Origin of the sequence: Nocardia sp. CC213A (assembly GCF_030766805.1) — a bacterium.
Taxonomy (GTDB): Bacteria; Actinomycetota; Actinomycetes; order Mycobacteriales; family Mycobacteriaceae; genus Nocardia; species Nocardia otitidiscaviarum.
In genome coordinates this window covers 209,832-235,228 of sequence record NZ_JASFXA010000012.1, presented here as the reverse complement: position 1 = coordinate 235,228, position 25,397 = coordinate 209,832, and the positions used below count along the sequence as shown (strand labels likewise).

The window sequence follows — 25,397 nt, the reverse complement described above, 5'->3', positions numbered from 1 at the left end:
CAGCTCACCCCAGCACGGCAGCTCACCCCAGCACGGCAGCTCACCCCAGCACGGCGGCTCACCCCAGCACGGCGGCTCACCCCAGCACGGCGGCCTCACCTCAGCACGGCGGCCTCGAGCCCGACGCGGCGACCTCGACCCAGCGCGGCGGTATCCAGCCCGGCGCGCTGCGTGGCGGCCACAGCCCGACCGCGCTGCCTCTCAGCGCTGCGCGTCCTGCCCACCTCCGCGCGGTCTGCCCCGAGCCCGTGCGTTCGGCCTCGGCCCCGAGGCGTCACGGCCCAGCGTCCCAAGGCGTCACGACCCAACCTCGGGGGCGTCACGGCCCATCCCCGAAGCGTTGATCAGCCCCGTATGATTGCGCCTCAGCCTTGTTCGGCGAGGCGGACGAAAGCGGCGGTGTCGAGCGTTTCGCCGCGTGCGGTGGGCGCGATTCCCGCTGCGACGAGGCGCTTTTCGGCTTCGGCCGGGGAGCCCGCCCAGCCCGCCAATGCGGCGCGCAATGTTTTGCGGCGCTGCGCGAAGGCCGCGTCCACCACCGCGTAGACCCGCTGCCGGAACTCGGCGTCCTGCGGCCACGGGGAGACGGTGAAGCGGTCGATGCGGACCAGACCGGATTCGACCTGGGGCACCGGCCAGAAGATCTGTCGGCCGACGGTTCCGGCACGGCGGACCGGGCCGAAGAAGCCCGCCTTGACGCTGGGTACGCCGTAGACGCGACCGCCGGGCTCGGCGGCCAGGCGTTCGGCAACCTCCAGCTGCACCATGACAAGTGCGGTTCGGATACTGGGGAATTCGGCCATCAGCGTCAACAGCACCGGGACCGCGACGTTGTAGGGCAGATTCGCTACCAACGCCGTGGGCGCGGCGGGCAGGTCGGCGGCGGTGACCTTCATGGCGTCGGAGAGCACCACCGTCAGGCGGTCAGCCAGCTCGGGTGCGCGCGCCGCCACCGTATCGGGCAGGGCGCGGGCGAGCACCGGGTCGATCTCCACCGCGATCACCCGGTCGACCACATCGAGCAGCGCCAGGGTCAGCGAACCGAGGCCGGGTCCGACCTCCAGCACCACGTCCTCGGGGCCGACCCCCGCCGTGGTCACGATGCGCCGCATGGTGTTGGCATCGTGCACGAAGTTCTGACCGAGCTGTTTGGTCGGCCGCACCCCGAGCCGTTCGGCCAGCTCCCGCACTTCGACGGGACCCAGCAGAGCGGCTCGACCACGGGCGATATCGGACTCGGACACGCGCCAAACGTATCAACACGGCCACTCCGAGCACGCACCTGCCCGCGCGGCCGCTCGCCCCACGGCCACCCCGACGAACTCGACAACCACCACCACACGGCAACTCGACCACAGCCGCCCCACGCGTGAACCCGACAACAAGCTGCCACGCGACGACTCGCGCCCCACCGCCGTCGCACGACCACCGCGCCCCACCGCCATGCGGCCAGCAGCTCGACCACAGCGGCCCCACGGCCAAACCCGACGACGACCGCCACACGGCAACTCGACCACAGCCGCCCCACGAGCGAACCCGACAACGCCCGCCGCCACACGACGACTCGACCACGGCCGCCGCACGGGCGAACCCGACAACGCCCGCCGCCACACGACGACTCGACCACGGCCGCCGCACACGGCGAACTCTGCCTCGCTGCTCCGTCGTCGCTCGGACGGCGGCAACCGCCGCTACCGCGCGGTCACGTGCCGAGCGGCGACCACCCCGACCACCGCCCGTTCCGCCGACCGCGCCCGCCGCCGGACGCGGCTCAGGGAAGCGTGGGTGTGGACAACACGCGGGCCACGAAGTCTTCGATGGCCGCCCACATCTGCGGGTTGACTTCGGTGTGGTCCCCCATGCCGACGACCATCGAGTAGTCCACGCCATTGGCGGCGAGCTGCGCGGCCAGGGCGGCGTGCAGGGGTGAGGGCACCACCTTGTCGGCGGCATTGAGCAGCAACAGGATCGGGGCGTCATAGCCGCTGGTCGGCACCGCCATGTAGTCGGTGACGGCGGCGCGGAAGCGTTCGTCCGCGAGCGGCCGGGCCAGCATCTCCCCCACCGAGATGCCGTCCACGACCCGCATGATGCCGTCGAAGCAGAGGCCGCTGGAGTCGTCGAGGACCTGGCGGCCGCGCGGGGTGAGGTAGCTGTCCAAGTCGAGTTCGGGACGCGTGTCCCGCAGTCCGGCGAGCATGCTCACCACGAAACCGTTGACGGCGGTACCGAGCTGGCCCGGCATCGCGGGCACGTACGGTCCGACGAGCGGGGCGACCTTCTCGATATCCGAGGCCGGATCGACGGCGATGGTGCCCCGGAAGTCCAGGTCCGGCAGCAGCGCCGATTGCAGGTGCGCGGTGCCCAGCGCCGCGTGGCCGCCCTGCGAGAAGCCGGTGACCGCCCACGACCGCGACAGATCGGAACGGATCTCCCGCGCCGCCCGCACCAGGTCGATGGTGGCGGTAGCCTCGGTGCGCGTCTCCAGGTAGGGGTGCGGTCCAGTGTCGAACCGCCCGAGTCCGAGGTAGTCGGGCGCGACCACGGCGAAGCCCTTGTTCACGAAGTACTGGAGGATCGCGTCCTCCTTGGGGCGGATGAACCGGCTCCCCGCGCTCTGCCCACCGCAACCCGGACCGAGTCCGGAGGTGCCGTGGTCGTAGGCCATGATCGGCCAGCCACCCGGGGGCGGCGTCCCTTCCGGAACGATCAGCGCGCCACTGGCTTTCACCGGCTCACCGTTGGAGCGCGTGGTCCAGTAGTCGACGGAGTACCCGTTGGCCATGCCACGCCAACCGGCGGGCTGCGCCTCCACCGTAATCGGTGTGCCCTCGGTCGCCGCCTGTGCCGGGGCTCCCGGAACGCTCAGCAGCGCACCCGCCGACACCGTCGCCGCGGCCAGGACACGCGTCCACCCGCCGAACACTCGCATGCGATCCTCCATCAGGTCCCCGACCCGGGAATGACTATCGAACCGCCATGCAGCCTAGTTAACTGAACAACGGTCCAGTCTTAAAATTCTCTGGCAATCCGTCGTTGACCACGCCTATAACTTGTTCTAATTTCGGGCGATGGATCGCAGATACGACGGCCGTCGCGTACTCGTCACCGGAGCGGGCTCCGGCATCGGACAGGGCATCGCCCTGCGACTACTGGCCGAGGGCGCGCAGCTGGTCGCCGCCGACATCAACGAGACCGGACTGACCTCCACCGTCGCGGCCGCGCCCGCCGACCAGCGCGACCGGCTGCACACCCTGGTGGTGAACGTGGCCGATCAGGAATCCACCCGCGCCGCCGTGGCCGAGGCAGCCGAATTCCTCGGCGGGCTGGAGGTTCTCGTCAACGCGGCGGGCATTCAGCGCGGCGGGCACACCCACGAACTGCCCCTGGAGACCTGGAACCAGGTGCTCGCCGTCAACCTCACCGGCACCTTCCTGATGATCCAGGCCGCCCTGCCGCACCTGCTGGAATCACAGCGCGGCGTCGTGGTGAACTTCTCTTCCACCAGCGCGTTCGGCGCGGCCCCGTATATGGCCGCCTACGCCGCGTCCAAGGCCGGGGTGAACGCCCTCACCCACTCCATCGCACTCGAGTACTCGAAGAAGGGGCTGCGCGCGGTGAATATCGTGCCCGGCGGCATCAGCACCGGCCTCACGTCGAATCTCGACATCCCCGCCGACGCGGACTGGACCCTCATGGCCCGCCTGCCCGGCTGGCTGGAGGGCGGCGCACTGGGCAAGCCCGAGGACATCGCGGGTGTGGTGGCCATGGTCGCCTCCGACGACGGCCGCTATATGACCGGCACCGAACTCCGCGTGGACGGCGGCGCACTCATGTAGCGGTCGGCGACCGCTCGAGCGACAGTCCGTGCGCGGACCACAGGCCGAACGGGCTGGCGTACGAGCCAGCCGAGCGGGTCGGGTAAGGCGACAGCCCGAGCGGGTCACGTACGTGACAGCCCACCTGGGTCGGGTAAGGCGACAGCCCAAGCGGGTCGGGTACGCGACAGCCCGCCTGGGTGTCAGGTAAGGCGACAGCCCAAGCGGGTCACGTACGCGACAGCCCGCGTGGGTCATGTGAGCAGCGGCCCGCGCGGGCGATGCGAACAGCCGAAGCGCGAAGTCCGGCTCAGCTCAGGCCAAGGCGGCTGGTGCAGGCGGGCCAGGCTCCCCAGCCCTGCCGTTGCCGGGTCACCTCGGCGATGGCGATCTGCTCCTCGCGGGTGGCCAGGTCGGCGCGGGGCGCGTAGCGCAGTCCGCCCTGCCGGGCCCAGGTGTTCGCGTCGAACTGGATGCCGCCGTAGTAGCCGTTGCCGGTATTGATGGCCCAGTTACCGCCGGACTCGCACTGGGCCAACGCGTCCCAGATGGCGCCATCCTTGACCGGCGGCACCTCGGTGCCCGGCTTGGCGCCCTTGCGGATGGTCTTCGGCTCGGCGGGGACGATCACGGTCGAGTCGATGAGCTCCCGGCCCGCCTCCTGGCCGTTCACGATGGAGACGGCGAAGGTCGCGTCGTGCACGCCCGGCTTGCCCGGATTCTCCACCACGGTCCGGCTCATGTTCAGCTCCGGATCCTCGATGATGTTCTCCGGCGGATCCAAAGGGATTCGCTCGGTGCGGTTCTCGATCACGCGGCGGGTGACGACGATCTTCATGCCGTCGGTGAGCGGAGTGTCGGCGGCGGGCTCCACGGTGTCCTGATTCACCAACGGGCGGCCCTGCACCTTCAGCAGCTCGCCGACCGTCGGCGCGGCCAGCCGCACCAGGGTCGGCGGGCGGCCGTTGTCGGAGAGTTCCAGCGTGCGCGGGCTGGTCACCAGCAGCTGCCCGCCCTCGAGCGGCAGCGGCGTGGGTCGGGCCGGGGAGGTGAACACATCGCTGGGCAGGCTCAGTTTCACCAGCGCCTCGGCGACGGTGAGCGCGGTGGTCCACACCTTCTGCTGCTGACCGTCGACGGTCAGCGCGACCTCGCGGGCGCGGTTGAGGGTGATGGTGGCCCCGTCGGCGACCGTGGCGTTCGCGGCCGGGCTGACATCGTCCTTGTCGTCGACCGAGAATCCGGCCGCCTTCAGCACCCCGCGCACATCGCGGTACATGGTGCTCTGGAGGTATTTCTGCCCATCGACCACGACGGTCACCGTCTTGTGGTTCACGATGGCCAACCCGGCGCCGACGACGAGCGTGACGAGCATCGCCGCGATGGCGCCGTACAGCAACGGCGAGCGCGACGAGTTGATCTTCGTCAGAGCGTTCATCGGAAATCCCGGCATGGTCACAGTACGATAACGAGGGGGTCATGAATTGACAACCACTCCACGCGTACCGGGGCGTTTCAGAATAACGACCCGATATCGAAGCGCTGGTTGGTCACGATTCGGCTAGATCATAGTGAGCGAAGCCACACCGCGCGACTCCCGGGTGGAAAGTACGCAACCCGTGACTTTCTCGCAGAAATCGTGCGAGTTCAGATTCCGTAGACCAGCCGCGCATTCGCCGTGGTGATCTTGGCCAGTCGCACCGGATCCTGTTCACGGAGTTCGGCCAGCGCCCGCACCGTGTACGGCAGGCAGTACGGCTCGTTCGGCGCGCCACGGAAGGGGTGCGGGGTCAGGAAGGGCGCGTCCGTTTCGACCAGAATCCGATCCTCCGGCACCAGTTTCGCGGCCTCCCGCAATTCGTGGGCATTCTTGAAACTCACCGTTCCGGAGAAACTCAGGTAGTAGCCCTCCTCCACGCAGGCGATGGCCATGCTCGCGTCGGAGGAGAAGCAATGGAAGATCACCGTTTCCGGCGCGCCCTCGTCCAACAGGACGGCGAGCAGATCATGGTCGGCTTCCCGGTTGTGGATCATGAGCGGTTTGCCCAGCCGTTTGGCCAGGTCGATATGCCAGCGGAAGCCCTCGACCTGCTCCTCGATATCGGCGCAGCCCTCCAGCTTGCCCGGCCAGTAGTAGTCGAGTCCGGTCTCGCCGACGGCCACCACGCGCGGATCGGCGGCCAACTTCTCCAACTCGGCCTTGGCCGCGTCGTCGAGGGCGTTGGCACGGGTCGGATGCAGTGCGACGGCCGCGTAGACCCGCCGATCCCAGTGCGCGGCACGCACCGCGAAACGGGCGGCCTCCAGGTCGTCGGCGATCGTCACCACCTGTCCGACGCCCACCGCCTGGGCCCGATCCACAATGGCGGCAACCGATTCCGCGTCGCTCGCGCCGCAGGCATCCAGATGGGTGTGCGCGTCCACGAGCGGGGACAGCGGTTCGGGCAGCTCCGGCGCGGGTCGCTTCTTACTCATCGACACCACCGCTTACAGGGATATTGAGGGGAGCGACAGCAGGCACGCCGATTACAGTAGGACACACCATGAGCGCATCCGACCGCACAGCCACCCCTGGCGCCTCAGCACCGGCCTTCTACATCACCACGGCCATCGCCTACCCGAACGGTGCGCCGCACATCGGGCACGCGTACGAGTACATCTCGTCCGATGCCCTGGCCCGCTTCAAGCGGCTCGACGGCTTCGACGTGTTCTTCATGACCGGCACCGACGAGCACGGCCAGAAGGTGCAGCAGGCCGCCAAGGCCGCGGGCGTGCCCGAGCGCGAGTACGCGGCGGCCAACTCGGACGTGTTCGAACGGATGGACAAAGCGCTCGACGTCTCCTTCGACCGGTTCATCCGCACCACCGACGAGGACCACCACGCCGCGTCCATCGCCATCTGGGAGCGGATGGCCGCCAATGGCGACATCTACCTCGACACCTACTCGGGCTGGTACTCGGTGCGCGACGAGGCGTTCTACACCGAGGAGGAGACCACCGTCCTCGACGACGGCACCCGGGTCTCCACCGAGACCAGGACGCCGGTGGAGTGGACCGAGGAGTCGAACTACTTCTTCCGGCTGTCCAACTACCAGGACCGGCTGCTCGAGCTCTACGAGACGCGGCCGGACTTCATCGCGCCCGCCACCCGGCGCAACGAGATCGTCTCCTACGTCAAGGCCGGGCTGAAGGATCTGTCCATCTCCCGCACCACCTTCGACTGGGGGGTGCCGGTGCCGGGCGATCCGGCGCACGTCATGTACGTGTGGGTGGACGCGCTCACCAACTACCTCACCGGCGCGGGCTTCCCGAATACCGATTCCGCCGCGTTCCAGAAGTTCTGGCCCGCCGATCTGCACATCATCGGCAAGGACATCACCCGTTTCCACTGCGTGTACTGGCCCGCCTTCCTGATGTCGGCCGGTATCGAGTTGCCGAAACGCGTGTTCGTGCACGGGTTCCTGTACAACAAGGGCGAGAAGATGTCGAAGTCGGTCGGCAATGTGGTCGATCCGATGGAACTCGTCGACACCTACGGCCTCGACGCCGTGCGCTTCTTCCTGCTGCGTGAGATCTCCTACGGACAGGACGGCTCCTACAGCCACGAGGCCATCGTCGGGCGCATCAATACCGACCTGGCCAACGAATACGGCAACCTGGCGCAGCGCTGCCTGAAGATGGTCGCCCGCGACTTCGGCCCCGTGGCGCCGACGCCCGGTGAGTTCACCGAGGACGACAGGGCGCTGCTGGACCGGGCGAACGGGCTGCTGGAGAAGGTGCGCGCCGAATTCGACCAGCAGCAGATCCACCTCGGCCTGGAACAGCTGTGGCTGATGCTCGGCGAGACCAACCGCTACTTCTCCGCGCAGGCCCCGTGGACGCTGGCCAAGGCCGGTACGCCGGAGGGCACCGCACGGGAGGGCACCATCCTCTACGTGACCATGGAGGTGCTGCGCATCGTCTCGATCCTGGCGCAGCCGGTGATTCCGGGTTCGGCGAACAAGATCCTGGACCTGCTGGGTCAGACCGGCCGCACCTTCGCCGATATCGCCACGCCGATCCAGCCGGGCATCGCACTGCCCGCGCCGGAGGTGGTCTTCCCGAAGTTCGTGGAGCCCAAGGCGTAGTCGCTCGAAAAGGGCTGTCGCCCAGACAGTTTGCTCGCCGCTGGCCGGGTACGAGAAATCGTGCCCGGCCGCTCTGCGTTCGGAGGTCCGGAGGCGGTGAAGTCTCTCACAGCGAAACCGTCAGTCCGATAATCAAGACTGGTCGTTCGCACAGATTTTCCCGGGTAACCGACGGTTGGCCCCGAGCCCACGCCGACACCAAGATCACCTGATCACCCGAGGTGAAGCACTGATAGCCGAATCGCATGCAGTTTGTGAGACTTTCGGTTACATAAATTGTGACGAACCCAAATGTCCCAGACAGTTGGCCTCGATCGGCGATGTCGCAGACGAAGTTACCCTCGGGTAGCCTTCCATGCGTCCCCGCTATCGAATGAATTGCTCCCTACTTCCGAGGAGTCCCCGTGCCGTATTCACGATTCGAGGCGATCGGCGCATATCTGCCGTCCAAACGAGTCACCACCGAAGAACTCGTATCGCAATTGAAAACCGCACCCGGCTTCGATCTCGAAAAGATCACGGGTGTCCAGGAGCGGCGTTTCCGCTCCACCGAACCCGGGAACGTCGAAGATTCCTTCACCCTCGCCATGAATGCGGTGGAGGACTGTCTGTCCAGGTCACAGTATGCGGCCTCGGATCTGGACGTGATCATCTCCACCTCGATCACGCGGTCCAAGGACGGCACCAAGATGTATATGGAGCCCTCCTTCGCGGGTGCGATCGGCCGCGCCATCGGCGCGCGTGAAGATGTCATCACCTTCGATCTGTCAAATGCCTGCGCGGGTATGCTCACCGGCACCTACATTCTGGATCGAATGATTCGCTCGGGTGCGGTGCGACGCGGAATCGTGGTCAGCGGCGAGGCCATCACCCCTATAGCGGAAACCGCCGTCGAAGAAATCTCCGAGAAATACGATCTGCAATTCGCCTCACTCACGGTGGGCGATTCCGGTGCCGCAGTCGTACTGGATGAGGCAGTCGACGACGCCGACAAGATCCACTACATCGAGCTGACCACCGCCTCGGAGTACTCGCACCTGTGCCTGGGCATGCCCAGTGACAAGTCACAGGGTGTCGCGCTCTACACCGACAACCGGAAGATGCACAACGAGTCGCGCTTCCTGCTGTGGACCGATACGCAGGGCGGATACCTGGAGCGGCAGGGCAAGTCCTTCGCGGACGAGAAGTTCGACTACATGATCCACCACCAGTTCGGCGCGGGCGCGGTGCCGTTCATCAACGCCATCGCCGCGCGGGAATTCGGCGTCCCGATGCCGCCGGATCTGAATGTCATCCACAAGTACGGAAACACCTCCACCACTTCACATTTCATCGTGCTGCACGACCAGCTGAGCCAGCAGGCCATTCCGGCCGGAGCCAAGCTGCTCATGGTCCCGGCCGCCTCCGGCGTGGTCGCCGGATTCCTGTCCACCACGATTTCTTCGCTGAAGGTCTGAATCTGCTATGGGCGTGCGCATCAAATCCACCGGAACCAGCCGGGACACCGATACTTTCAGCATCGTCGAGCACAGCGCCCGCGCGGCGCGGCAGAGCCTGGAGCGGGCCGGTGTGCGGCCCGACCAGGTGGGGGTGCTGATCAACACCGGCGTGTTCCGCGACTCCAACACCGTCGAACCCGCTGTCTCGGCACTCATTCAGAAGGCCGCCGGGATCGGGCTCGACTACGCCAAGGAGGACCCCCGGTCGTTCTCCTTCGACCTCATGAACGGCGCGGTCGGCGTGCTCAACGGGGTGCAGGTGGCCCAGTCGGTGCTGGCCACCGGCAGTGCCGAACACGTGCTGGTGGTCTCCGGCGACACCCACCCGTCGCTGACGCGGTCGGCCGCCGACGACGAATTCCCCTACGCCACCGCGGGTGCCGCGCTGTTGCTGGAATTCACCGACGAGCCGGAAGGTTTCGGCCGGGTACACACGGTCTCGGGTGCGGGCACTCCCGCCGTCGAGTCCTATGTCGACGTCGCCACCATGGGCACCGTGGGCCGCGGTCTGATGACCGTGGAGCGCGACGCCGACGCCGAGGACCGGCTGCTCGCGGTCGCCGTGCGGGCAGCGCGGGCCGCGCTCGACGAGGCGGGTGACATCGATCCGGCCGGTACGGCGGTGATCGCCTCCACGCCGAGCGCGTCGTTCCCGGCCCGGCTGGCCGCCGAACTGGGCATCGCCCCCGAGGCGGTGCGGACTCCCGACCTGTCCCAGGGCGATCCGCACACCGCCGCGCTGCCGCTGGCCTATGACGCCGCCGCACAGGACGATTCGCTGTCGGCGTACCGTCAGGTGCTCTTCGTGGCCGCCGGCGCCGGTCCGGCCGCCGCCGCGGTGCTCTACCGCCTGCCCGCCCTCGCCGGGGCCGCCGCGTGACGGCGGGCACCTATTGGAAGGCCATCGACCGCTTCCGGGCGGTCGTGGCCGACCAGCCGGATCGCGAGGCCGTGATCTTCCCGGGTGGCAAGAACCCGTCCGGGCTGCCGGACTACCGGTACCTCACCTATCGCGAACTCGACGCCTGGTCCGACGCCATCGCCGAACGGTTGAGCGCGGCCGGTGTCGGGCGCGGCACCCGCACCATCGTGCTGGTGCTGCCCAGCCCCGAGCTGTACGCGATCATGCTGGGACTGTTGAAGATCGGCGCGGTACCCGTGGCCATCGACCCGGGCATGGGCCTGCGCAAGATGCTGCGCTGCCTACGCGCCGCCGACGCCGAGGCGTTCATCGGCATCCCGCCCGCGCACGCGGCCCGGGTGCTGTTCCGCAACTACTTCCGCGGCGTGCGGGTGACGGTGACGGTCGGCAGGCGCTGGTTCTGGCGCGGCCCCACCCTTGCCAGCTGGGGCACCCGACCGACCGGAACCCTGCGGCAGCGCGAACCGGCTCCCGATGACGAGCTGCTGCTCATCGCCTACACCACCGGCAGCACCGGACCGGCCAAAGCCGTCGAGATGACGCACGGAAATCTCTCGGCCATGGTCGAGCAGGTGCACGCCGCGCGCGGCCACGTCCCGCCGGACACCTCGCTCATCACGCTGCCGCTGGTCGGCATCCTGGACCTGCTGCTCGGCGCGCGCTGTGTGCTGCCGCCGCTGATTCCCAGCCAGGTCGGGTCCACCGACCCGGCGCACGTGGTGGATGCGGTCAACCGGTTCGGCGTGCGGACCATGTTCGCCTCCCCCGCGGTGCTGATTCCGCTGCTGCGGCACCTGGAGCGCACCGGGGCGGCGGTGCCCAGCCTGCACAGCATCTACTCCGGTGGTGCGCCGGTGCCGAACTGGTGCATCGCGGGCCTGCGGAAGGTGCTCGCCGCGGACGCCGAGATCCACGCGGGTTACGGCTCCACCGAAGCGCTGCCCATGTCCACCATCGAATCGCGGGAGCTGTTCGACGGTTTGGTGGAGCGGGCGCAGCGCGGCGAGGGCACCTGCATCGGCCGCCCCAGCGACCGGGTGCGCGCCCGGGTGGTCGCGATCACCGACGACCCGCTGCCCACCTGGGATCGGGTGGAGGAGCTGTCCTCGGAGCTGTACGCCACCAATGGGATCGGCGAACTCGTGGTCTCCGGGCCGAATGTGAGCACCCGCTATTTCTGGCCGCCCGAGGCCAATACGGCGGGCAAGATCCACGACGGCGACACCGTATGGCACCGCACCGGCGATCTGGCCTGGATCGACGCCGAGGGCCGAATCTGGTTCTGCGGCCGCAAGAGCCAGCGCGTGCACACCGCCGACGGACCCATGTTCACCGTGCAGGTCGAACAGGTCTTCAATACGGTGCCGGGCGTGGCCCGCACGGCGCTGGTCGGGGTCGGGCCGCGCGGCGGGCAGACGCCGGTGCTGTGCGTGGAGGCCGAGCCGGGTGCCGATGTCGACGCCGTCGCCGTGGCGCTGCGCCAGCGGGCCGCCGAATTCGAGGTCACCGCGAAGGTTTCCCGCTTCCTGTTCCACCCGAAGTTCCCGGTGGATATTCGGCACAATGCCAAGATCGGCCGCGAGCAGCTGGCGATCTGGGCGCAGCGGCAACTAGGGACGGAGAGGTAATGAAGGTTCTCGCACTGCGCGCGGTCCCGATCCTGGGCTGGCTGTACCTGGTGGTCGGCCTGATCGCCGCGCTGACCGGTCGCGCCCCGGCCAATCGGCTGCTGCGCGCCGTCTTCTGGATCGACGCCTTCCTCAGCATCGTGGTGCACGCGGCCCAGATCCCGGCCGCGCTGCGCGCCGCCGAGGGCAGCGGCACGTCACCGGTCGAAACCGCCGTGCTGACCCAGATCTTCGGGCTCACCTGGTGGAAGACACAGGAGGTGGCGGCGTGAAAGCACTCGTGACGGGCGCGTCCGGATTCCTCGGCGGCGCCATCGTGCGCCGCCTGGTCCGCGACGGCGACTACGACGTGGCGATTCTGGCGCGGCCCACCAGCAATCTGCGTGACCTCGCCGACGTCATCGACCGCATCGAGATCGTCACCGGCGATCTCACCGACGCCGGATCGCTCGACGAGGCCACCAAGGGCATCGACGTGGTATTCCACAGCGCGGCGCGGGTCGACGAGCGTGGCACCCGGCAGCAGTTCTGGGCCGAGAACGTCAGCGCCACCGTGCAACTGCTGGCCGCCGCGCGGCGCAACGGGGCTTCCCGCTTCGTCTTCATCTCCAGTCCCAGTGCGCTCATGGACCGCGACGGCGGCGATCAGGTCGATATCGACGAATCGGTGCCGTACCCGAGCCGCTACCTGAACCTGTACTCCGAAACCAAGGCGGCCGCCGAACGCGCCGTGCTGTCGGCGAATTCGGAGACCTTCCGCACGTGTGCGCTGCGCCCGCGCGCCATCTGGGGCGCGGGTGATCGCAGCGGGCCGATCGTGCGGCTGCTGGGCAAGGCGGCCGAGGGTTCGCTGCCGGATCTGTCCTACGGCAAACAGGTATTCGCCTCGCTGTGCCACGTCGAGAACATCGTGGAGGCCAGCGTCACGGCCGCCGAGTCCGATCGGGTCGGCGGGAAGGCGTATTTCGTCGCCGATGCCGAGCAGACCGACGTGTGGGGCTTCCTCGGCGAGGTCGCCACCGACCTCGGCTACGAGCGGCCGAGCCGGCAGCCGAACCGGCGGGTGCTCGACGCCGTGGTGTCGGTCATCGAAACCATCTGGCGGGTACCGGCCGTCGCCACCCGCTGGTCACCGCCGCTGTCGCGCTACGTGGTGGCGCTGATGACCCGCACCGCCACCTACGACACCTCGGCGGCGGCCCGCGATTTCGGGTACGTGCCGGTCGTGGACCGGGCGCAGGGGCTGCGCGAACTGCTGGCCTGGCTCGAAACCCAGGGCGGCGTCGAGGAATTGACCAAGAACATTCGGTGATTGAGAGCAGGCCATGAGCAACGACACCGGTTTCCGACGACCTATCTCCCCCACCGAGCTCATCTACTTCCCGATGCGGGATCTGGCTCCGCCGTTCCTCATGCAGCTGGCGATCGAGGGCACCGGCACCCTCGACGCCGACGAGCTGCGGCGTGCGGTGGCCACGGCGGCGCAGGCCAATCCGGGCGCGCGGCTGGTGCGCGACGGGAAGTACTGGGTGGACAGCGGCATCGCGCCCGCGGTGCGGGTGGTCGACCACGCGCTGCGGTTCCCGGAGCTGGAGGCGGATCCGGTGCTCACCAGCCCGATCGGCCCCACACCGGAATCGACGGTGGAGGTGCTGCTGCTGACGGCCGCGCCGACCACCGTCGTGTTCCGGGTGTTCCACGGGGTGATGGACGGCATGGGCATGATCATGTTCGTCACCGATGTGCTGCGGGTGCTGCGCGGGCAGGAGCCGGTGGGCGCGGCCGATCCCATCGCCGACGCCGAACTGGTGCGCAAGGTCGGCGCGCCGGGGCGGCCGACGCTCATGAACCCGAGCTTCCGCTCGGCGGTCGGTCACGGGCGGCAGGAGCCGGGTGAGCCTCGGCATCTGCTGCGCTGCCGCACCATCAACGCCACCGGACCGCGCGCGCTGGAGCGAGTCGCCGCCATCCTCACCGAGTGGGGTGGGCCGCGCTCGCGCATCATGATTCCGGTCGATCTGCGCCGCCACGATCCGGAATTGCGCTCCACCGCGAATCTCGCGCTGCCGCTGTTCCTCGATGTGCGCGGCGTCGCCACGGTGGCACAGCTCAACGAGATGAAGAAGGCCGGACTGCGCGAGGGCCGCGAGCTCAATCAGATGGACAACAGCGGGCTCACCACACTGCCGCCCGCCGTAGGACGTTCGCTGCTGCGGACGCTGAACTTCGTCGGCTCCCGGTGGGGCTACAACCTCGCCTCGGCCACCGTCTCCCATATGGGACGCTACGACTTCGACGAACTCGCGGTGCCCGGCTTCCGTCCGACCGCCGTGCGGGTGCTGCCGCAGCACAGCGTGGCCATGCCGCTGCTGTTCGGCATGACCGAGGGCGACGGGCGCACCGAGCTGTCCGTGTCGGCGCGCAGCGGGCGCGGCATTCCCGAGCGTCTCGAAGCGCTGCTGGACAAGATCGTCCACACCCTGGAGAGCGAGTTCGCGCAGACGGATTCGGCGGCGTCATGACGCGGTGGGCGCGGGTGGTGGTGGCCCGGCCGCGACTGGTGCTGGCGGCCGCCGTGCTGTTCGCGCTGCTGTCCGGGGTCTTCGCCGCTGGACTGGCGGAGAAGGTCAGCGCGGCCGGATTCGCGGACCCCGGCAGTGAGTCCACCGCGGTGGACGGCTGGGTGACGGAACGGTTCGGCCCGCAGAATCCCGACATCATCGCCATCTACACCGCGCCCGACGGGCAGACGCTCGACGACATCGGCCCCAGCGTCGCGCGCGCCGTCCAGCGCATCGACCCGGCGCTTCTCGACCGGCCCGTCGAAACCTATTGGAACAGTGCGCGACAGCAATTCCTGCGCTCACCCGACGGACGGCAGGCGCTGGCCGTGGTGTTCGCCGCCGGGGACGACAACCGGCGGATCGCGGTGTACCCGGAGATCGCGGCCGACCTCGAGGTGCCGGGCATCCGCACCCAGTTGACCGGGTACAGCGCGCTGGCCGACGAGATCGGCCAGCAGTCGCGGCGCGATCTCATCGTGGCGGAGGCGATTTCGATCCCGCTCACGGCCGTGGTGCTGGTGCTGGTGTTCGGCGGCATCGTGGCGGCGCTGCTGCCGGTGGCGGTGGGCACGCTGGCCGTGATCGGGGCGCTGGGCGCGGTCGGGCTCATCGCCCACGTCACCGAGGTCAGCGTGTTCGCCATGAACGTGGTGTCGCTGCTGGGGCTCGGATTGGCCATCGACTACGGGCTTTTCGTGGTCGGGCGGTTCCGGGAGGAACTCGGGCAGGGCCGCACCGTGGACGAGGCGGTGACGCGGGCGCTGCTCACCGCCGGGCGCACCGTCACCTTCTCGGCGCTGCTGCTCATGTGCGCCTTCGCGGGCACCTTCGTGTTTCCGCAGGCGGTGCTGCGGTCGCTGGGCGTCGGGGCCATCGCCGCGGTGGCGCTGGCGGCGTTGCTGTCGATCAGCGCGCTGCCCGCCGCGCTCATGCTGCTCGGACCCCGGATCCGCAAGTGGAGTTGGCGGGCGGACGCCTACGAGCACGCCGAGCAACGCGCGCAACGGTTCTGGGGCCGCGTGGTCACCGCGGTCATGCGGCGGCCCGGCACGGTCGCCATCGCCGTGGGCGGACTGCTGCTGGTGCTCGCCGCACCGCTGACCGGCGTGCGGTTGGGCGATATCGACCACACAGCGCTGCCGCCCGGCAACGAGAAGCGCGCCGCCGTCGAGGAATTGAGTGCGAACTTCCCCGCCGCGAACAGTGGCGCCACCGTCCTGCTCACCCGTGCCGACGGAACCGCGCCCGCGAGTGCCGACATCTCGGCGGGCCTGCGTGAGATCGGGGCGGTGCCCGGTGTGCGGCAGGTGCTCTCGCTGGGCACCCGGGACGATACCGCCGTCCTGCACGCGGCGCTGGCCGCGCCCGACCGCTCGCCGGACGCGCAGGAGACCGTGAACGACATTCGGGCACTGCGCCTCGACGGTGTGCGGCTGCGGGTCGGCGGGGCGAGCGCCGCCACCGTGGACAGCGTCACCGGCGTCGTGGACGCCATGCCGCTGATGCTCGTGGTCATGGTCGCCGCCACCCTGCTGGTGCTGCTGCTGGCCTTCCGCTCGGTGGTGCTCCCGCTCAAGGCCGTCCTCATGGCCTTCCTCAGCCTCGCCGCCACCTTCGGCATCCTGACCTGGATCTTCGACCAGGGGCATCTGGCGGATGCGCTCGGCATCAGCCCCGGCCCGCTGTCCGGCGGGATGGTGGTGCTCATCATCGCCGTGGTCTTCGGCCTGTCCACCGACTACGAGGTGTTCCTGCTCTCCCGCATGAAGGAGGCACACGACGCCGGAGCCGACACCACGGCGGCCGTCCGCACCGGCACCGTGCGGACCGCGCGCGTGATCACCGCCGCCGCGACCCTGCTCGTCCTCATCACCGGCGCGTTCACCATCTCCCCGCTGACCCCCATGCGCTTCCTCGGCCTCGGCATGGTCATCGCCCTGCTCATCGACGCCACCCTGGTCCGCATGCTCCTGGTCCCCGCCCTGGTGAAACTCATGGGCGAGGCCAACTGGTGGCTGCCCGGCCGCCGCGCCGCGCAGCCGCCGGAACCGGTCACCGCCGACTCCCCGGAAACGAAGGTTCCGGCGAGGGGATAGCGCGGAGCCGACGACGCTGCACCGCGCGGCTGCCCGGGATGGGCTCGAGGACGCGACAGCGGAGCCCGGCATCTCCGCGCCAGCGGGGCGGAAACCGCTGGTCACCGTGGCCGCGCCCAGGTAGCGTGTGCTCACCGGACATCAGGAAGGACTGCCGATCAGCCGACGACGCTACGTACCGCGCGGGGTGACCGGGGGTTATCGCATCTGGGACAACAAGATTCGCCGCTGGTGGGGTGAAGTGTACGAGCTGTGCCCGGACGCACTGGTCGCGGAACTGAATGGGGCGCACCGGCCGGAACGGATCACCGCCCTCACGCGGGAGGCACGCAGGTACCGGCGGTAGGCGTAGAACAGACCTATTCGGCCGAACGGGCGGCCAGTACGGCGTCGTAGAGTTCCTTGCGGGACGCGCCCGTGGTGGCGGCTACCTCGGCGCAGGCGTCCTTGAGTCGCAGTCCCTTGGCTGCCAGGCCCTCGACGCGCTCGACCAGGTCTTCGGGGGCGGCCGAAACCGGTTGTGCGCCTTCCAGAACGACGGTGATCTCGCCGCGCGCGCCGTCGACGGCCCAGGCGGCCAGTTCGGCCAGGGTGCCGCGGACGACCTCCTCGTAGGTTTTGGTGAGTTCGCGGCATACGGCCGCGCGGCGCTGGGGCCCAAGGATTTCCACCGCGTCGGCCAGGCAGTCGGCCAGGCGGTGCGGGGCTTCGAAGAACACGCAGGCGCGGGGTTCGGCGGCCAGTGTGCGCAGCCATTCCTTGCGCTGGCCGGATTTGCGCGGCGGGAAACCGTCGAAGCAGAACCGCTCGACCGGCAGGCCGGACAGGGCCAGGGCGGTGGTCACGGCCGACGGGCCGGGCAGGCAGGTGATGGGAAGCTCGCGCTCGACGCAGGCGGCGACCATGCGGTAGCCGGGGTCGCTGACCGACGGCATACCCGCGTCGGTGACCAGCAGCACCGTGCGACCGGACTCGATCTCCTCCAGCAGCATGGGAATCCGGGCGGTCTCGACGTGATCGTAGAAACTCACCACCCGCCCCGTGATCTCGATTCCGAGCGCCTTGGCCAGCGACCGCGTGCGCCGGGTGTCCTCCGCCGCGACGATATCGGCCGCGCCCAGCGCATCCCGCAACCGCTTCGAGGCGTCACCGACATCCCCCATCGGCGTAGCGGCCAGCACCAGCCGCCCCGACGCCTCACCCATATCGCTCACCGCTCCTCGTCATCGTCTCGAAAGCCGCGTACAACCACCCGCGACGCTCGCTCGCCGGGTACGACGCAGGAGCCACGCGGCCCGAACGACAGACCGCGGCGGCTCCGGCAGCGACACGGCCGAATGCGCCCGTCCGCCGCGCCCAGCATACGGACGCCGCCGAAGCCGACACACCCGCATCGTGCGGCGGGGGTCGCGACCCGCGCACTCTCGCCACCGGTGCGCGACATCCTCGACTACCGGCATGCACCCGCCGCTCCTACGGCACCCCGATCCTCGGTGCCCCGGCGCTGCCGCACCCCGGCCCCCGCTTTCCCAGACCTCGGTCGCGCGGTATCCGGGCACCCCGAGACACACTCGCGCGCTGGGGCGCTCAGGCCGAAGGCTCCCACCCGAACTCACCGGTCTCGCCCAGCGTTCGTTTCGCCACGGTCTTCCCGCACACCGGTCCCCGCACCTCAGCCGGTCGGCTCCCCGGCATCCCCGCATGGGTGCCCCGCTCGCTCCCCGCCCCGAGCCTTCGAACGCACCGGACATACAGGCAGCCACAAGCTCGGGTACCCGCCGCGCACGAGCCAGCAACGGCTGCTTACGCGATCCCGGCGTCCACACACGAGCGCGCTGCATGCTCAGGCCGGAGGCTCGCGCCCGAACTCACCGGCCGCGCCCCGCCACCGGCGCACCGCATACCATCGGGTCGTGACCCAGGTGACCGATACTCGACCGTCCGCCCCGGACAATGGGGTGGCGATGTCCAGCCCGGCACCGCTCACACCGTCGCTGGAGATCGGGCCCACCGATCGGGTGCGCGGGTGGGTGGTCACGCTCGTGCTCACCGCCATCGCGGGGTTCACCCGGTTCCTCATGCTGGGGTATCCGACCGACGGCAAGACGCCGGTCTTCGACGAGAAGCATTACGCGCCGCAGGGCTGGCAGGTGCTGACCAATGGCGGAGTCGAGGACAATCCCGGCTACGGCCTGGTGGTGCATCCGCCGGTGGGCAAGCAGATGATCGCCATCGGCGAGGCGATCTTCGGTTACAACGGCTGGGGGTGGCGGTTCACGGCCGCCGTCTGCGGCACCGTGCTGGTGCTGCTGGTGATCCGCATCGTGCGGCGGATGACGCGTTCCACGCTGGTGGGCGCGTTCGCGGGCATTCTGCTGATCGCCGACGGGGTCACCTTCGTGTCCTCGCGCATCGGCATGCTGGACATCTTCCAGGCGCTGTTCGTGGTCGCCGCGTTCGGCTGTCTGATCGTGGATCGCGACGAGATGCGCGCCCGCATGGCCAGGGTGGACCGGGAGGGCCGGATCGGGGACAGCCCGTACGGTCCCCGCTTCGGGGTGCGCTGGTGGCGGTTCGGCGCGGGCGTGCTGCTCGGCCTGGCCTGCGGAACCAAATGGTCGGGACTGTACTTCGTGGCGGCCTTCACCCTGCTCAGCCTGGCCTTCGACCTCGCCGCCCGGCGCGGCTACCGGGTACGCCTGCCCTGGCAGGGCACCGCCGTGCGCGATCTCGTCCCCACCGCCTACGCCCTGGTGGTCGTCCCGGTGCTGGTCTACCTCGCCACCTGGTGGGCCTGGTTCGGCGGCGAGACGACCTACGACCGCTGGGTGGTCGGCAGTCCCAAACTCGGCAGCGACGGCCTGTTCTCCTGGGTGCCCGACGCGCTGCGCTCACTCTGGTTCTATTCGGCGGAGGTGCTGCGCTTCCACGAGGGTCTCACCAACTCGGCGGGCAATCACCATCCGTGGGAATCGAAGCCGTGGACCTGGCCGATGGGCCTGCGCCCGATGCTCTACTACTACGCCGACTCCGGCGTCACCGGCTGCGGCAGCTCGCAGTGCGTGAAGGCGATCATGCTGATCGGCACGCCCGCCCTGTGGTGGGTGGCGCTGCCCGTGCTGGGCTGGGCGCTGTGGCGGACGCTGGTGCGGCGCGACTGGCGGTACGCGGCGGTGCTGGTGGGCTACGGCGCGGGCCTGCTGCCCTGGTTCCTGTCGCTGGACCGGCAGATGTACTTCTTCTACGCGGTGCCGCTGGCCCCGTTCCTGGCCATGGCCGTGGCCCTGGTGCTCGGTGACATCCTCGGGCACGCCGCGCCGAGCGGGCGGCGACTATCGGGCGTGCCGGAGTGGCAGCGGTTCTTGCCGACCAGTGAACGGCAGGGGTTGGGGCTGCTCATCGTGTGCCTGTATCTGGCGCTGGTGATCGCGAACTTCATCTGGCTGTGGCCGATTCTCACCGCGTACCCGATCACGATCGGCAACTGGCACGATCACCTGTGGCTGCCGAGCTGGCGGTAGCGCCCGGTCAACCGGGGTCGGATTCCCCCAGCGCGGCCCGCAGATAGCGCACCGCCGCCTCGTCGTCCAGGCCGAGGCGGCGGATGACGCCCACGTACTCGGTGGCGGCGCGGCCCGCGGTATCACTGGTCGGGTCGCCCGAGGAGGCGATGAAAGAGCCCAGCCTGCCCCTGGTTTCGAGCACACCGTCCTGTTCCAGCTCCCGATAGGCCCGCGCCACCGTGTTCGGGGCCAGCCGCAACTGGGCGGCCAGCGCGCGCACGGTGGGGATCTTGGTCCCGGCGGCCAGCTCACCGGATCGCACCCGGGCGATGACGCCCTGCCGCAGCTGTTCGTAGGGCGGCACCGTCGAGTGGTGGTCGACCGGGATGTCCAGCATGGTCTTCTCACACCTCCTCACGCGACAGCGGACAGGACAGGCAGCGCGGGCCGCCGCGACCGGAACCCAGTTCCGACCCCGGAATCTGCAATACCTCGATGCCCGCGTCCGCGAGCCGCGCGTTGGTCATCTCATTGCGCTCGTAGGCGACGACGACACCGGGCGCGAGCGCGAGCGTGTTGTTGCCGTCGTCCCACTGTTCGCGTTCGGCGGTGACACCGTCCAGACCGGTGTCCACGACCCGCAGTTTGCCGATTCCCATGGCGTCGGCCGCCACCCGCAGGAAGGGGTCGGGGCCGCCGATGCTCACACCGCCGCCGTCGGTCTTGCGAATGGCGAAGGCGCACAGGGAGTCCTGCACCGCCGGGTACATCACCACCGCGTCCACGTCGACCATGGTGCACACCGTGTCCAGATGCATCGTGGCACGAGTCTGCGCGATCGGCACCACGAGCACGGTATGGGCGAGGTCGTCCTCGAAGAGGCTGCGCGCCAGGGCTTCCGCGCCCGCCGGGGAGGTGCGCTCCCCCACCCCGACCGCCACCACGCCGGGTGACAGCAGCAGCACGTCGCCGCCTTCGATGGGGGCGGTGTGCGATTCGTAGGCGCGGCGCACGTGCAGGAAGCGCGGGTGGAAGGCGTAGATGAGGTCGGTGAGCGAGGTCTCCCGCACCCGTGCGGGCATGGCGAGCGAGGTGATGGCGAAGCGGCGGCCCACCCAGAACGAGGAATCGCGGGTGAACAGCAGGTTCGGCAGCGGGTCGATGACGAAGTCGTGGCCGTGGTGCATGCGCCGCACCAGCGAGGTGGCGTCCGGCCCGAACGGCAGTTCGTCGAAAGTCATTCCGGCCATGAGGATCTGGGCCAGCTCGGGCGCGGGCACGGTGCGCAGGTGGGCGGCCAGTTCGTCGGCGAGCACATGGCCGAGCCGCCGCGCGTCCACCGCACCGGAGATGCCCTGTATCCGCGCCGCCCCGCTCACCCGCAAGGTCTCGGTGAGCAGGTCGGCCAGCAGCAGCACCTCCACCCCGCGCCCGCGCAGGACGTCGGCGAAGGCGTCGTGCTCCTGTTGCGCCCGTTCCACCCACGGGATGGCGTCGAAGAGCAGCTGGTCGTTGTTGCGCGGCGTCAATCGCCGCAACTCGTCGCCCGGCCGATGCAGGAGCACCGTGCGCAGCGCGCCGACCTCGGAGGTCACGGAAAACGGTCGCGCGGCGGGCGCAGCCTCAGTTCCCATGACACGACGGTAGTTCGCATTCGCGCCGAAGGCAGGGAATTGGAGGTCGCACAGGGCTCGCGCCGCCGCACGCTGGACCGTCCGCGCCCGCTCGCACCACCGCCGCACGCCGGCTTCGACCCGCCCGCAAGCCGAGCCCGCGGCAGCCGCACCGAGCCGCGAGAAGCGGAGCCCACCAGCCGCATCGCACGCGAGCACACGGTGCGGCACCGCGGACAACAGCCGCATCGCATCCAGAGCACGGGTGCCGCGCGGCCCGCGCGAGAGCGCCGGTCAACCTCGAGTACTGTTCAGGTATGCAACACGCGTCATGGCAGGCGAAGGAACTGACGCCCGGACAACTCTCCGAACGCAGCGGCGTGGCGGTCTCCGCCCTGCACTTCTACGAGCGCGAGGGCCTGCTGCACAGCCGTCGGACCAGCGGCAATCAGCGCCGCTACCCGCGTGAGACGCTGCGCCGCGTGGCCTTCATCCGCATCTCCCAGCAAGTGGGCATCCCACTGGCGGAGATCCGCAAGGCGCTGGACAACCTGCCCGACGGCCGCACCCCGACACGCCGGGACTGGGAGACGCTGTCCACGGCGTGGCGCGCCGACCTGGACGACCGCATCGCACAGTTGATCGCGCTGCGCGACAATCTCACCGGCTGCATCGGCTGCGGCTGCCTGTCACTGGGCACCTGCAAGATCGTCAATGCCCACGATCACCTGGGCGACGAGGGGCCCGGTGCCCGCGTCCTCGACATCCACGCCGCGGACACCTGTGTCAAACCTGATCCGGAGTGCGCTCCGGCTTCGGCAGAAAGGTCGTGAACAGGTCGTTGGCCCGACGCATGACGAACTCGTAGGGCCAGGCGAACTTCCGCGCCCACCAGTAGCCGAAGCGGATGTCGAACTGGGTGTGCACCAGGTAGGTGCCCTTCTCCACCGCCCGCACCATGATGTCGGCCACCTGCTCGGGCTGCTTGGCGTGCCGCCGGAACCGCTTGATCCACGCCTGGATTCGCGGATCGTCGCGATCCGCGCCGACAATGTCCACGGTGTGCACCAGGGGTGTGTCCACCGCGCCCGGCACCACCAGGTGCACCGCGATGCCGTGGCGCTCCAGATCGAACCGCAGCACCTCCGACACCCCGCGCAGCCCGAACTTGCTGGCGCTGTAGGCGGCGTGCCACGGGAAGGCCAGCAGTCCGGCCGCCGAGGACACGTTCACCAGCGCGCCCCCGCGTCCGGCCGCGACCATGGGGGGCACGAAGTTCTCGATCACGTGGATGGGTCCCATGAGGTTCACGTCCACCATGCGCTTCCAGTGCCGATGCTCCAGGTTCTCCACGGTGCCCCAGGTGGATACGCCCGCGATGTTCATGACCACGTCGACGGAGCCGAGTTGCTCGTGCACCTGTTCGGCCCACTCGGTCACGGCCTCGTAGTCGCTGACATCCAGCGCGCGCGAGTTCTCGACCACCCCACCTTCGGCGCGCACCCGCTCCACGACCTCGGCGAGGCCCTGCTCGTTCACGTCGGTGAGAACCAGCCGCGCCCCCTTCCGCGCCGCCGCCAGAGCGGTGGCCCGGCCGATACCGCTCGCCGCGCCGGTAATCACAGTCTTCTTGCCGCTGAGCTTACGACCACGCACGCTGATCCATCCCTCGAAGTTGACAGCCCTGTCGCAGGGGCACGCTACCCGCGAACAGAGTTGTTCGCCATTGGAAAGTCCCATGACAACGCCCCTATTTTCGGGGTCGGACCACATTCAACAACCGGTCGGCCGTCCAGGTCACGAGCGAGGAACGGACCCCGGCAGATCGAGATCCAGGGCGATCCGCCCGGCCGCCAGATGCGCCTGGACCTCCTCGGCGGGCATGGGCCGGGCAATGAGGAAGCCCTGCGCCCGATAGCAGCCGAGCGCCACCAGCGTGCGCGCCGCCACGGTCGTCTCCACACCCTCGCCCACCACCCCGAGACCGAACGAACCCGCAAGCCCCACAATCGATTTCACGATCGCCAGATCATCGGCGCTGGCTCCCAGCCGCTGCACGAAGCCCCGGTCGATCTTCACCGCGTCCACCGGCAGCGCCTTCAGATGCGAGAGCGAGGAGTAGCCGGTGCCGAAATCGTCGATGGCGATCTGCACGCCCATCCGCTTGAGCCCGCGCAGGGTCACCTGGGTGCGCGCGAGATCTTGCACCACAACATGTTCGGTGATCTCCAGGCAGACCGACGAGCCGTCGATGCCGAAGCGCCGCAGAATATCCTCCATGGTCTCGACGAAGTCGAGACTCACCAGCTGCACCGGCGACACATTGATGCGAATGACCACATTCGACGCCAGCCCCCGCCGCCGCCATTTCGCGAACTGTTCACAGGCCGAGCGAATCACCCAGCGCCCCAACTCACCCGCGAGGTTGGTGGCCTCCGCGACCCCCACGAACGCCCCCGGCGGTAGCAGCCCTCGGGTCGGATGCTGCCAGCGCACCAGCGCCTCCAGCGCCACCACCCGCCCGGTCCGCAGATCCACCTCGGGCTGATAGTGCAGCAGCAACGACCCGTCCGCCACCGCCCCGCGCAGATTCAATTCCACATCGTCCTGGAGTTCGAACTGCGCCCGCATGGCGTCGGTGAACACCGCGACCCCATTGCCCCCGCTGGACTTGGCCGACAGCAGCGCGTGATCGGCCCGCCGCAGCACATCGGCCACCGTGGTCTCCCCCGGAATCCCCACGGCCACACCAACACTCGCCCCCCGACTCACCGACTCCCCACCCACGGTGACCCGCCGCCCGATGAGCTGCCGAATCCGCGCCGCCTCACTCTCCGCCGCCACCGCGTCCATCGGCTTGGCCGGCACGATCACGAACTCGTCACCCCCGAGCCGCGCGATCATATCCGCCGGATCCAGATTCTCACGTAGTCGTGCCGACAGCGTCCGAATGAAGTTGTCCCCCGCCGTATGCCCGAGAAAATCGTTGAGCGCCTTCAACCGATCCAGATCGAGGAAGAACGCCGCCACCGGCCCCAGATTCCCGGGCCGCAACCGCTCCTCCATATGCTCAAGCAGCGCGCGGCGATTCGCCAGGCCGGTGAGGTCGTCGTGCATGGCGATGTAGCGGAGGCGTTCCTCGGCCTCGACCCGCGCCTGCAACTGGGCGAACAGCGCGGCGATGGCCTTGAGGACGTTGATCTCCCGCGTACTCCACTCGCGGTCGCCCTCTTTGATGAAGCCCAGCACACCGGTGGGCTCATCGCGCGACACCAGCGGCACGGCCGCCGCGGACACCGCCCCGATTCCCGTGGCCCGCTGAATGAGTCTCTGATAGTCGGCGAACTCCGACGTGGGCCGGATGATCATGGGCTCGGTGGCGTGCTCGAGTCGGAGAAAGAGCGAGGGATTCTCGTCGACGTGCGCGACCTGCAGCGGATCGTCCTCGGCGGAGACCGGGCGGCGCGGCCACTCGGCGATCAACAGTGAGGTCTTGCGTTCCCGATCAGTGTGGCGTAGAAAACTGAAATCCACATCGAAGTGGTCGACCAGCCACGACAGCACCCGCTCGCTCGCCGCCACCAGATTCGTGGCGTCGACCGCCATCAACTCGGAGGCGACCTGGGT

At 69.1% G+C, this 25,397-nt stretch carries 21 protein-coding genes; 12 read left to right on the top strand and 9 right to left on the bottom strand.

All coding sequences use genetic code 11. From position 1 onward, the window contains the following. Positions 1-365: 365 nt before the first annotated feature. Positions 366-1,244, bottom strand: coding sequence for a 16S rRNA (adenine(1518)-N(6)/adenine(1519)-N(6))-dimethyltransferase RsmA (gene rsmA, locus QJS31_RS22735; protein WP_282786644.1), 879 nt, complete (start codon positions 1,242-1,244; stop codon positions 366-368). 527 nt (positions 1,245-1,771) lie between these two features. After that, positions 1,772-2,932 (bottom strand): alpha/beta fold hydrolase, encoded by a 1,161-nt coding sequence (locus QJS31_RS22730; protein ID WP_306357630.1) that lies wholly within the window; start codon positions 2,930-2,932, stop codon positions 1,772-1,774. 139 nt (positions 2,933-3,071) lie between these two features. Here QJS31_RS22730 and QJS31_RS22725 point away from each other — a divergent pair, with 139 nt between their 5' ends. After that, entirely contained in the window at positions 3,072-3,839 is a 768-nt protein-coding gene (locus tag QJS31_RS22725) for an SDR family NAD(P)-dependent oxidoreductase (protein WP_306357629.1), read from the top strand. 289 nt (positions 3,840-4,128) lie between these two features. On the opposite strand, the gene QJS31_RS22720 is transcribed toward QJS31_RS22725, so the two are convergent. Further along, positions 4,129-5,256: a resuscitation-promoting factor gene (locus tag QJS31_RS22720; protein WP_039817233.1), complete on the bottom strand. Its 1,128-nt coding sequence runs from the start codon at positions 5,254-5,256 to the stop codon at positions 4,129-4,131. 209 nt (positions 5,257-5,465) lie between these two features. Continuing rightward, entirely contained in the window at positions 5,466-6,293 is an 828-nt protein-coding gene (locus QJS31_RS22715; protein WP_282778406.1) for a TatD family hydrolase, read from the bottom strand. 68 nt (positions 6,294-6,361) lie between these two features. On the opposite strand from QJS31_RS22715, the gene metG reads away from it, so the two are divergent. The 9 genes from metG (at position 6,362) to QJS31_RS22670 (ending at position 17,000) form a co-directional block, all read left to right on the top strand. Next, positions 6,362-7,945: a methionine--tRNA ligase gene (metG, locus tag QJS31_RS22710; protein WP_282778408.1), complete on the top strand. Its 1,584-nt coding sequence runs from the start codon at positions 6,362-6,364 to the stop codon at positions 7,943-7,945. 404 nt (positions 7,946-8,349) lie between these two features. Then, positions 8,350-9,402 (top strand): 3-oxoacyl-ACP synthase III family protein, encoded by a 1,053-nt coding sequence (locus QJS31_RS22705; RefSeq protein ID WP_306357628.1) that lies wholly within the window; start codon positions 8,350-8,352, stop codon positions 9,400-9,402. Between the two features lie 7 nt (positions 9,403-9,409). Continuing rightward, positions 9,410-10,324 carry a hypothetical protein gene (locus QJS31_RS22700; RefSeq protein ID WP_282778412.1) on the top strand — a complete coding sequence of 305 codons (915 nt, stop codon included), beginning with the start codon at positions 9,410-9,412 and terminating at the stop codon, positions 10,322-10,324. Then, on the top strand, positions 10,321-11,994 hold the full coding sequence (locus QJS31_RS22695) for a fatty acid CoA ligase family protein (protein ID WP_282778414.1): 1,674 nt from the start codon (positions 10,321-10,323) through the stop codon (positions 11,992-11,994). Before QJS31_RS22700 ends, QJS31_RS22695 begins: the two co-directional genes overlap by 4 nt. After that, on the top strand, positions 11,994-12,266 hold the full coding sequence (locus QJS31_RS22690) for a hypothetical protein (RefSeq protein ID WP_029931219.1): 273 nt from the start codon (positions 11,994-11,996) through the stop codon (positions 12,264-12,266). Before QJS31_RS22695 ends, QJS31_RS22690 begins: the two co-directional genes overlap by 1 nt. Then, positions 12,263-13,306: an NAD(P)-dependent oxidoreductase gene (locus QJS31_RS22685; RefSeq protein WP_306357627.1), complete on the top strand. Its 1,044-nt coding sequence runs from the start codon at positions 12,263-12,265 to the stop codon at positions 13,304-13,306. Before QJS31_RS22690 ends, QJS31_RS22685 begins: the two co-directional genes overlap by 4 nt. A 13-nt stretch (positions 13,307-13,319) precedes the next feature. Further along, positions 13,320-14,516: a peptide synthetase gene (locus tag QJS31_RS22680; RefSeq protein WP_282778419.1), complete on the top strand. Its 1,197-nt coding sequence runs from the start codon at positions 13,320-13,322 to the stop codon at positions 14,514-14,516. Further along, complete coding sequence (locus tag QJS31_RS22675; protein ID WP_282778421.1) at positions 14,513-16,654, top strand: MMPL family transporter; 2,142 nt, start codon at positions 14,513-14,515, stop codon at positions 16,652-16,654. Before QJS31_RS22680 ends, QJS31_RS22675 begins: the two co-directional genes overlap by 4 nt. 127 nt (positions 16,655-16,781) lie before the next feature. After that, positions 16,782-17,000, top strand: a complete 219-nt coding sequence (locus tag QJS31_RS22670; RefSeq protein ID WP_282778423.1) for a hypothetical protein — start codon at positions 16,782-16,784, stop codon at positions 16,998-17,000. A gap of 13 nt (positions 17,001-17,013) precedes the next feature. Here the strand turns inward: QJS31_RS22670 and rsmI are convergent, their stop codons facing one another. Then, entirely contained in the window at positions 17,014-17,859 is an 846-nt protein-coding gene (rsmI, locus tag QJS31_RS22665) for a 16S rRNA (cytidine(1402)-2'-O)-methyltransferase (protein ID WP_306357634.1), read from the bottom strand. Positions 17,860-18,567: 708 nt separating this feature from the next. On the opposite strand from rsmI, the gene QJS31_RS22660 reads away from it, so the two are divergent. Beyond that, the gene (locus QJS31_RS22660; RefSeq protein WP_282778425.1) at positions 18,568-20,175 is read left to right on the top strand and encodes a dolichyl-phosphate-mannose--protein mannosyltransferase; all 1,608 of its coding nucleotides are present in this window, start codon (positions 18,568-18,570) and stop codon (positions 20,173-20,175) included. A gap of 7 nt (positions 20,176-20,182) precedes the next feature. Here QJS31_RS22660 and QJS31_RS22655 read toward each other — a convergent pair whose 3' ends face one another. After that, positions 20,183-20,554 (bottom strand): GntR family transcriptional regulator, encoded by a 372-nt coding sequence (locus QJS31_RS22655; protein ID WP_282778427.1) that lies wholly within the window; start codon positions 20,552-20,554, stop codon positions 20,183-20,185. A 7-nt stretch (positions 20,555-20,561) separates the two neighbouring features. Next, on the bottom strand, positions 20,562-21,791 hold the full coding sequence (arcA, locus tag QJS31_RS22650) for an arginine deiminase (protein WP_282778429.1): 1,230 nt from the start codon (positions 21,789-21,791) through the stop codon (positions 20,562-20,564). A gap of 296 nt (positions 21,792-22,087) precedes the next feature. On the opposite strand from arcA, the gene soxR reads away from it, so the two are divergent. Beyond that, positions 22,088-22,603, top strand: coding sequence for a redox-sensitive transcriptional activator SoxR (gene soxR / locus QJS31_RS22645; protein ID WP_282778431.1), 516 nt, complete (start codon positions 22,088-22,090; stop codon positions 22,601-22,603). Here the strand turns inward: soxR and QJS31_RS22640 are convergent. Further along, positions 22,557-23,426, bottom strand: a complete 870-nt coding sequence (locus QJS31_RS22640; RefSeq protein WP_282778433.1) for an SDR family oxidoreductase — start codon at positions 23,424-23,426, stop codon at positions 22,557-22,559. The genes soxR and QJS31_RS22640 overlap by 47 nt on opposite strands. 141 nt (positions 23,427-23,567) lie before the next feature. Further along, complete coding sequence (locus tag QJS31_RS22635) at positions 23,568-25,376, bottom strand: bifunctional diguanylate cyclase/phosphodiesterase (RefSeq protein WP_282778444.1); 1,809 nt, start codon at positions 25,374-25,376, stop codon at positions 23,568-23,570. Between the last annotated feature and the right edge of the window lie 21 nt (positions 25,377-25,397).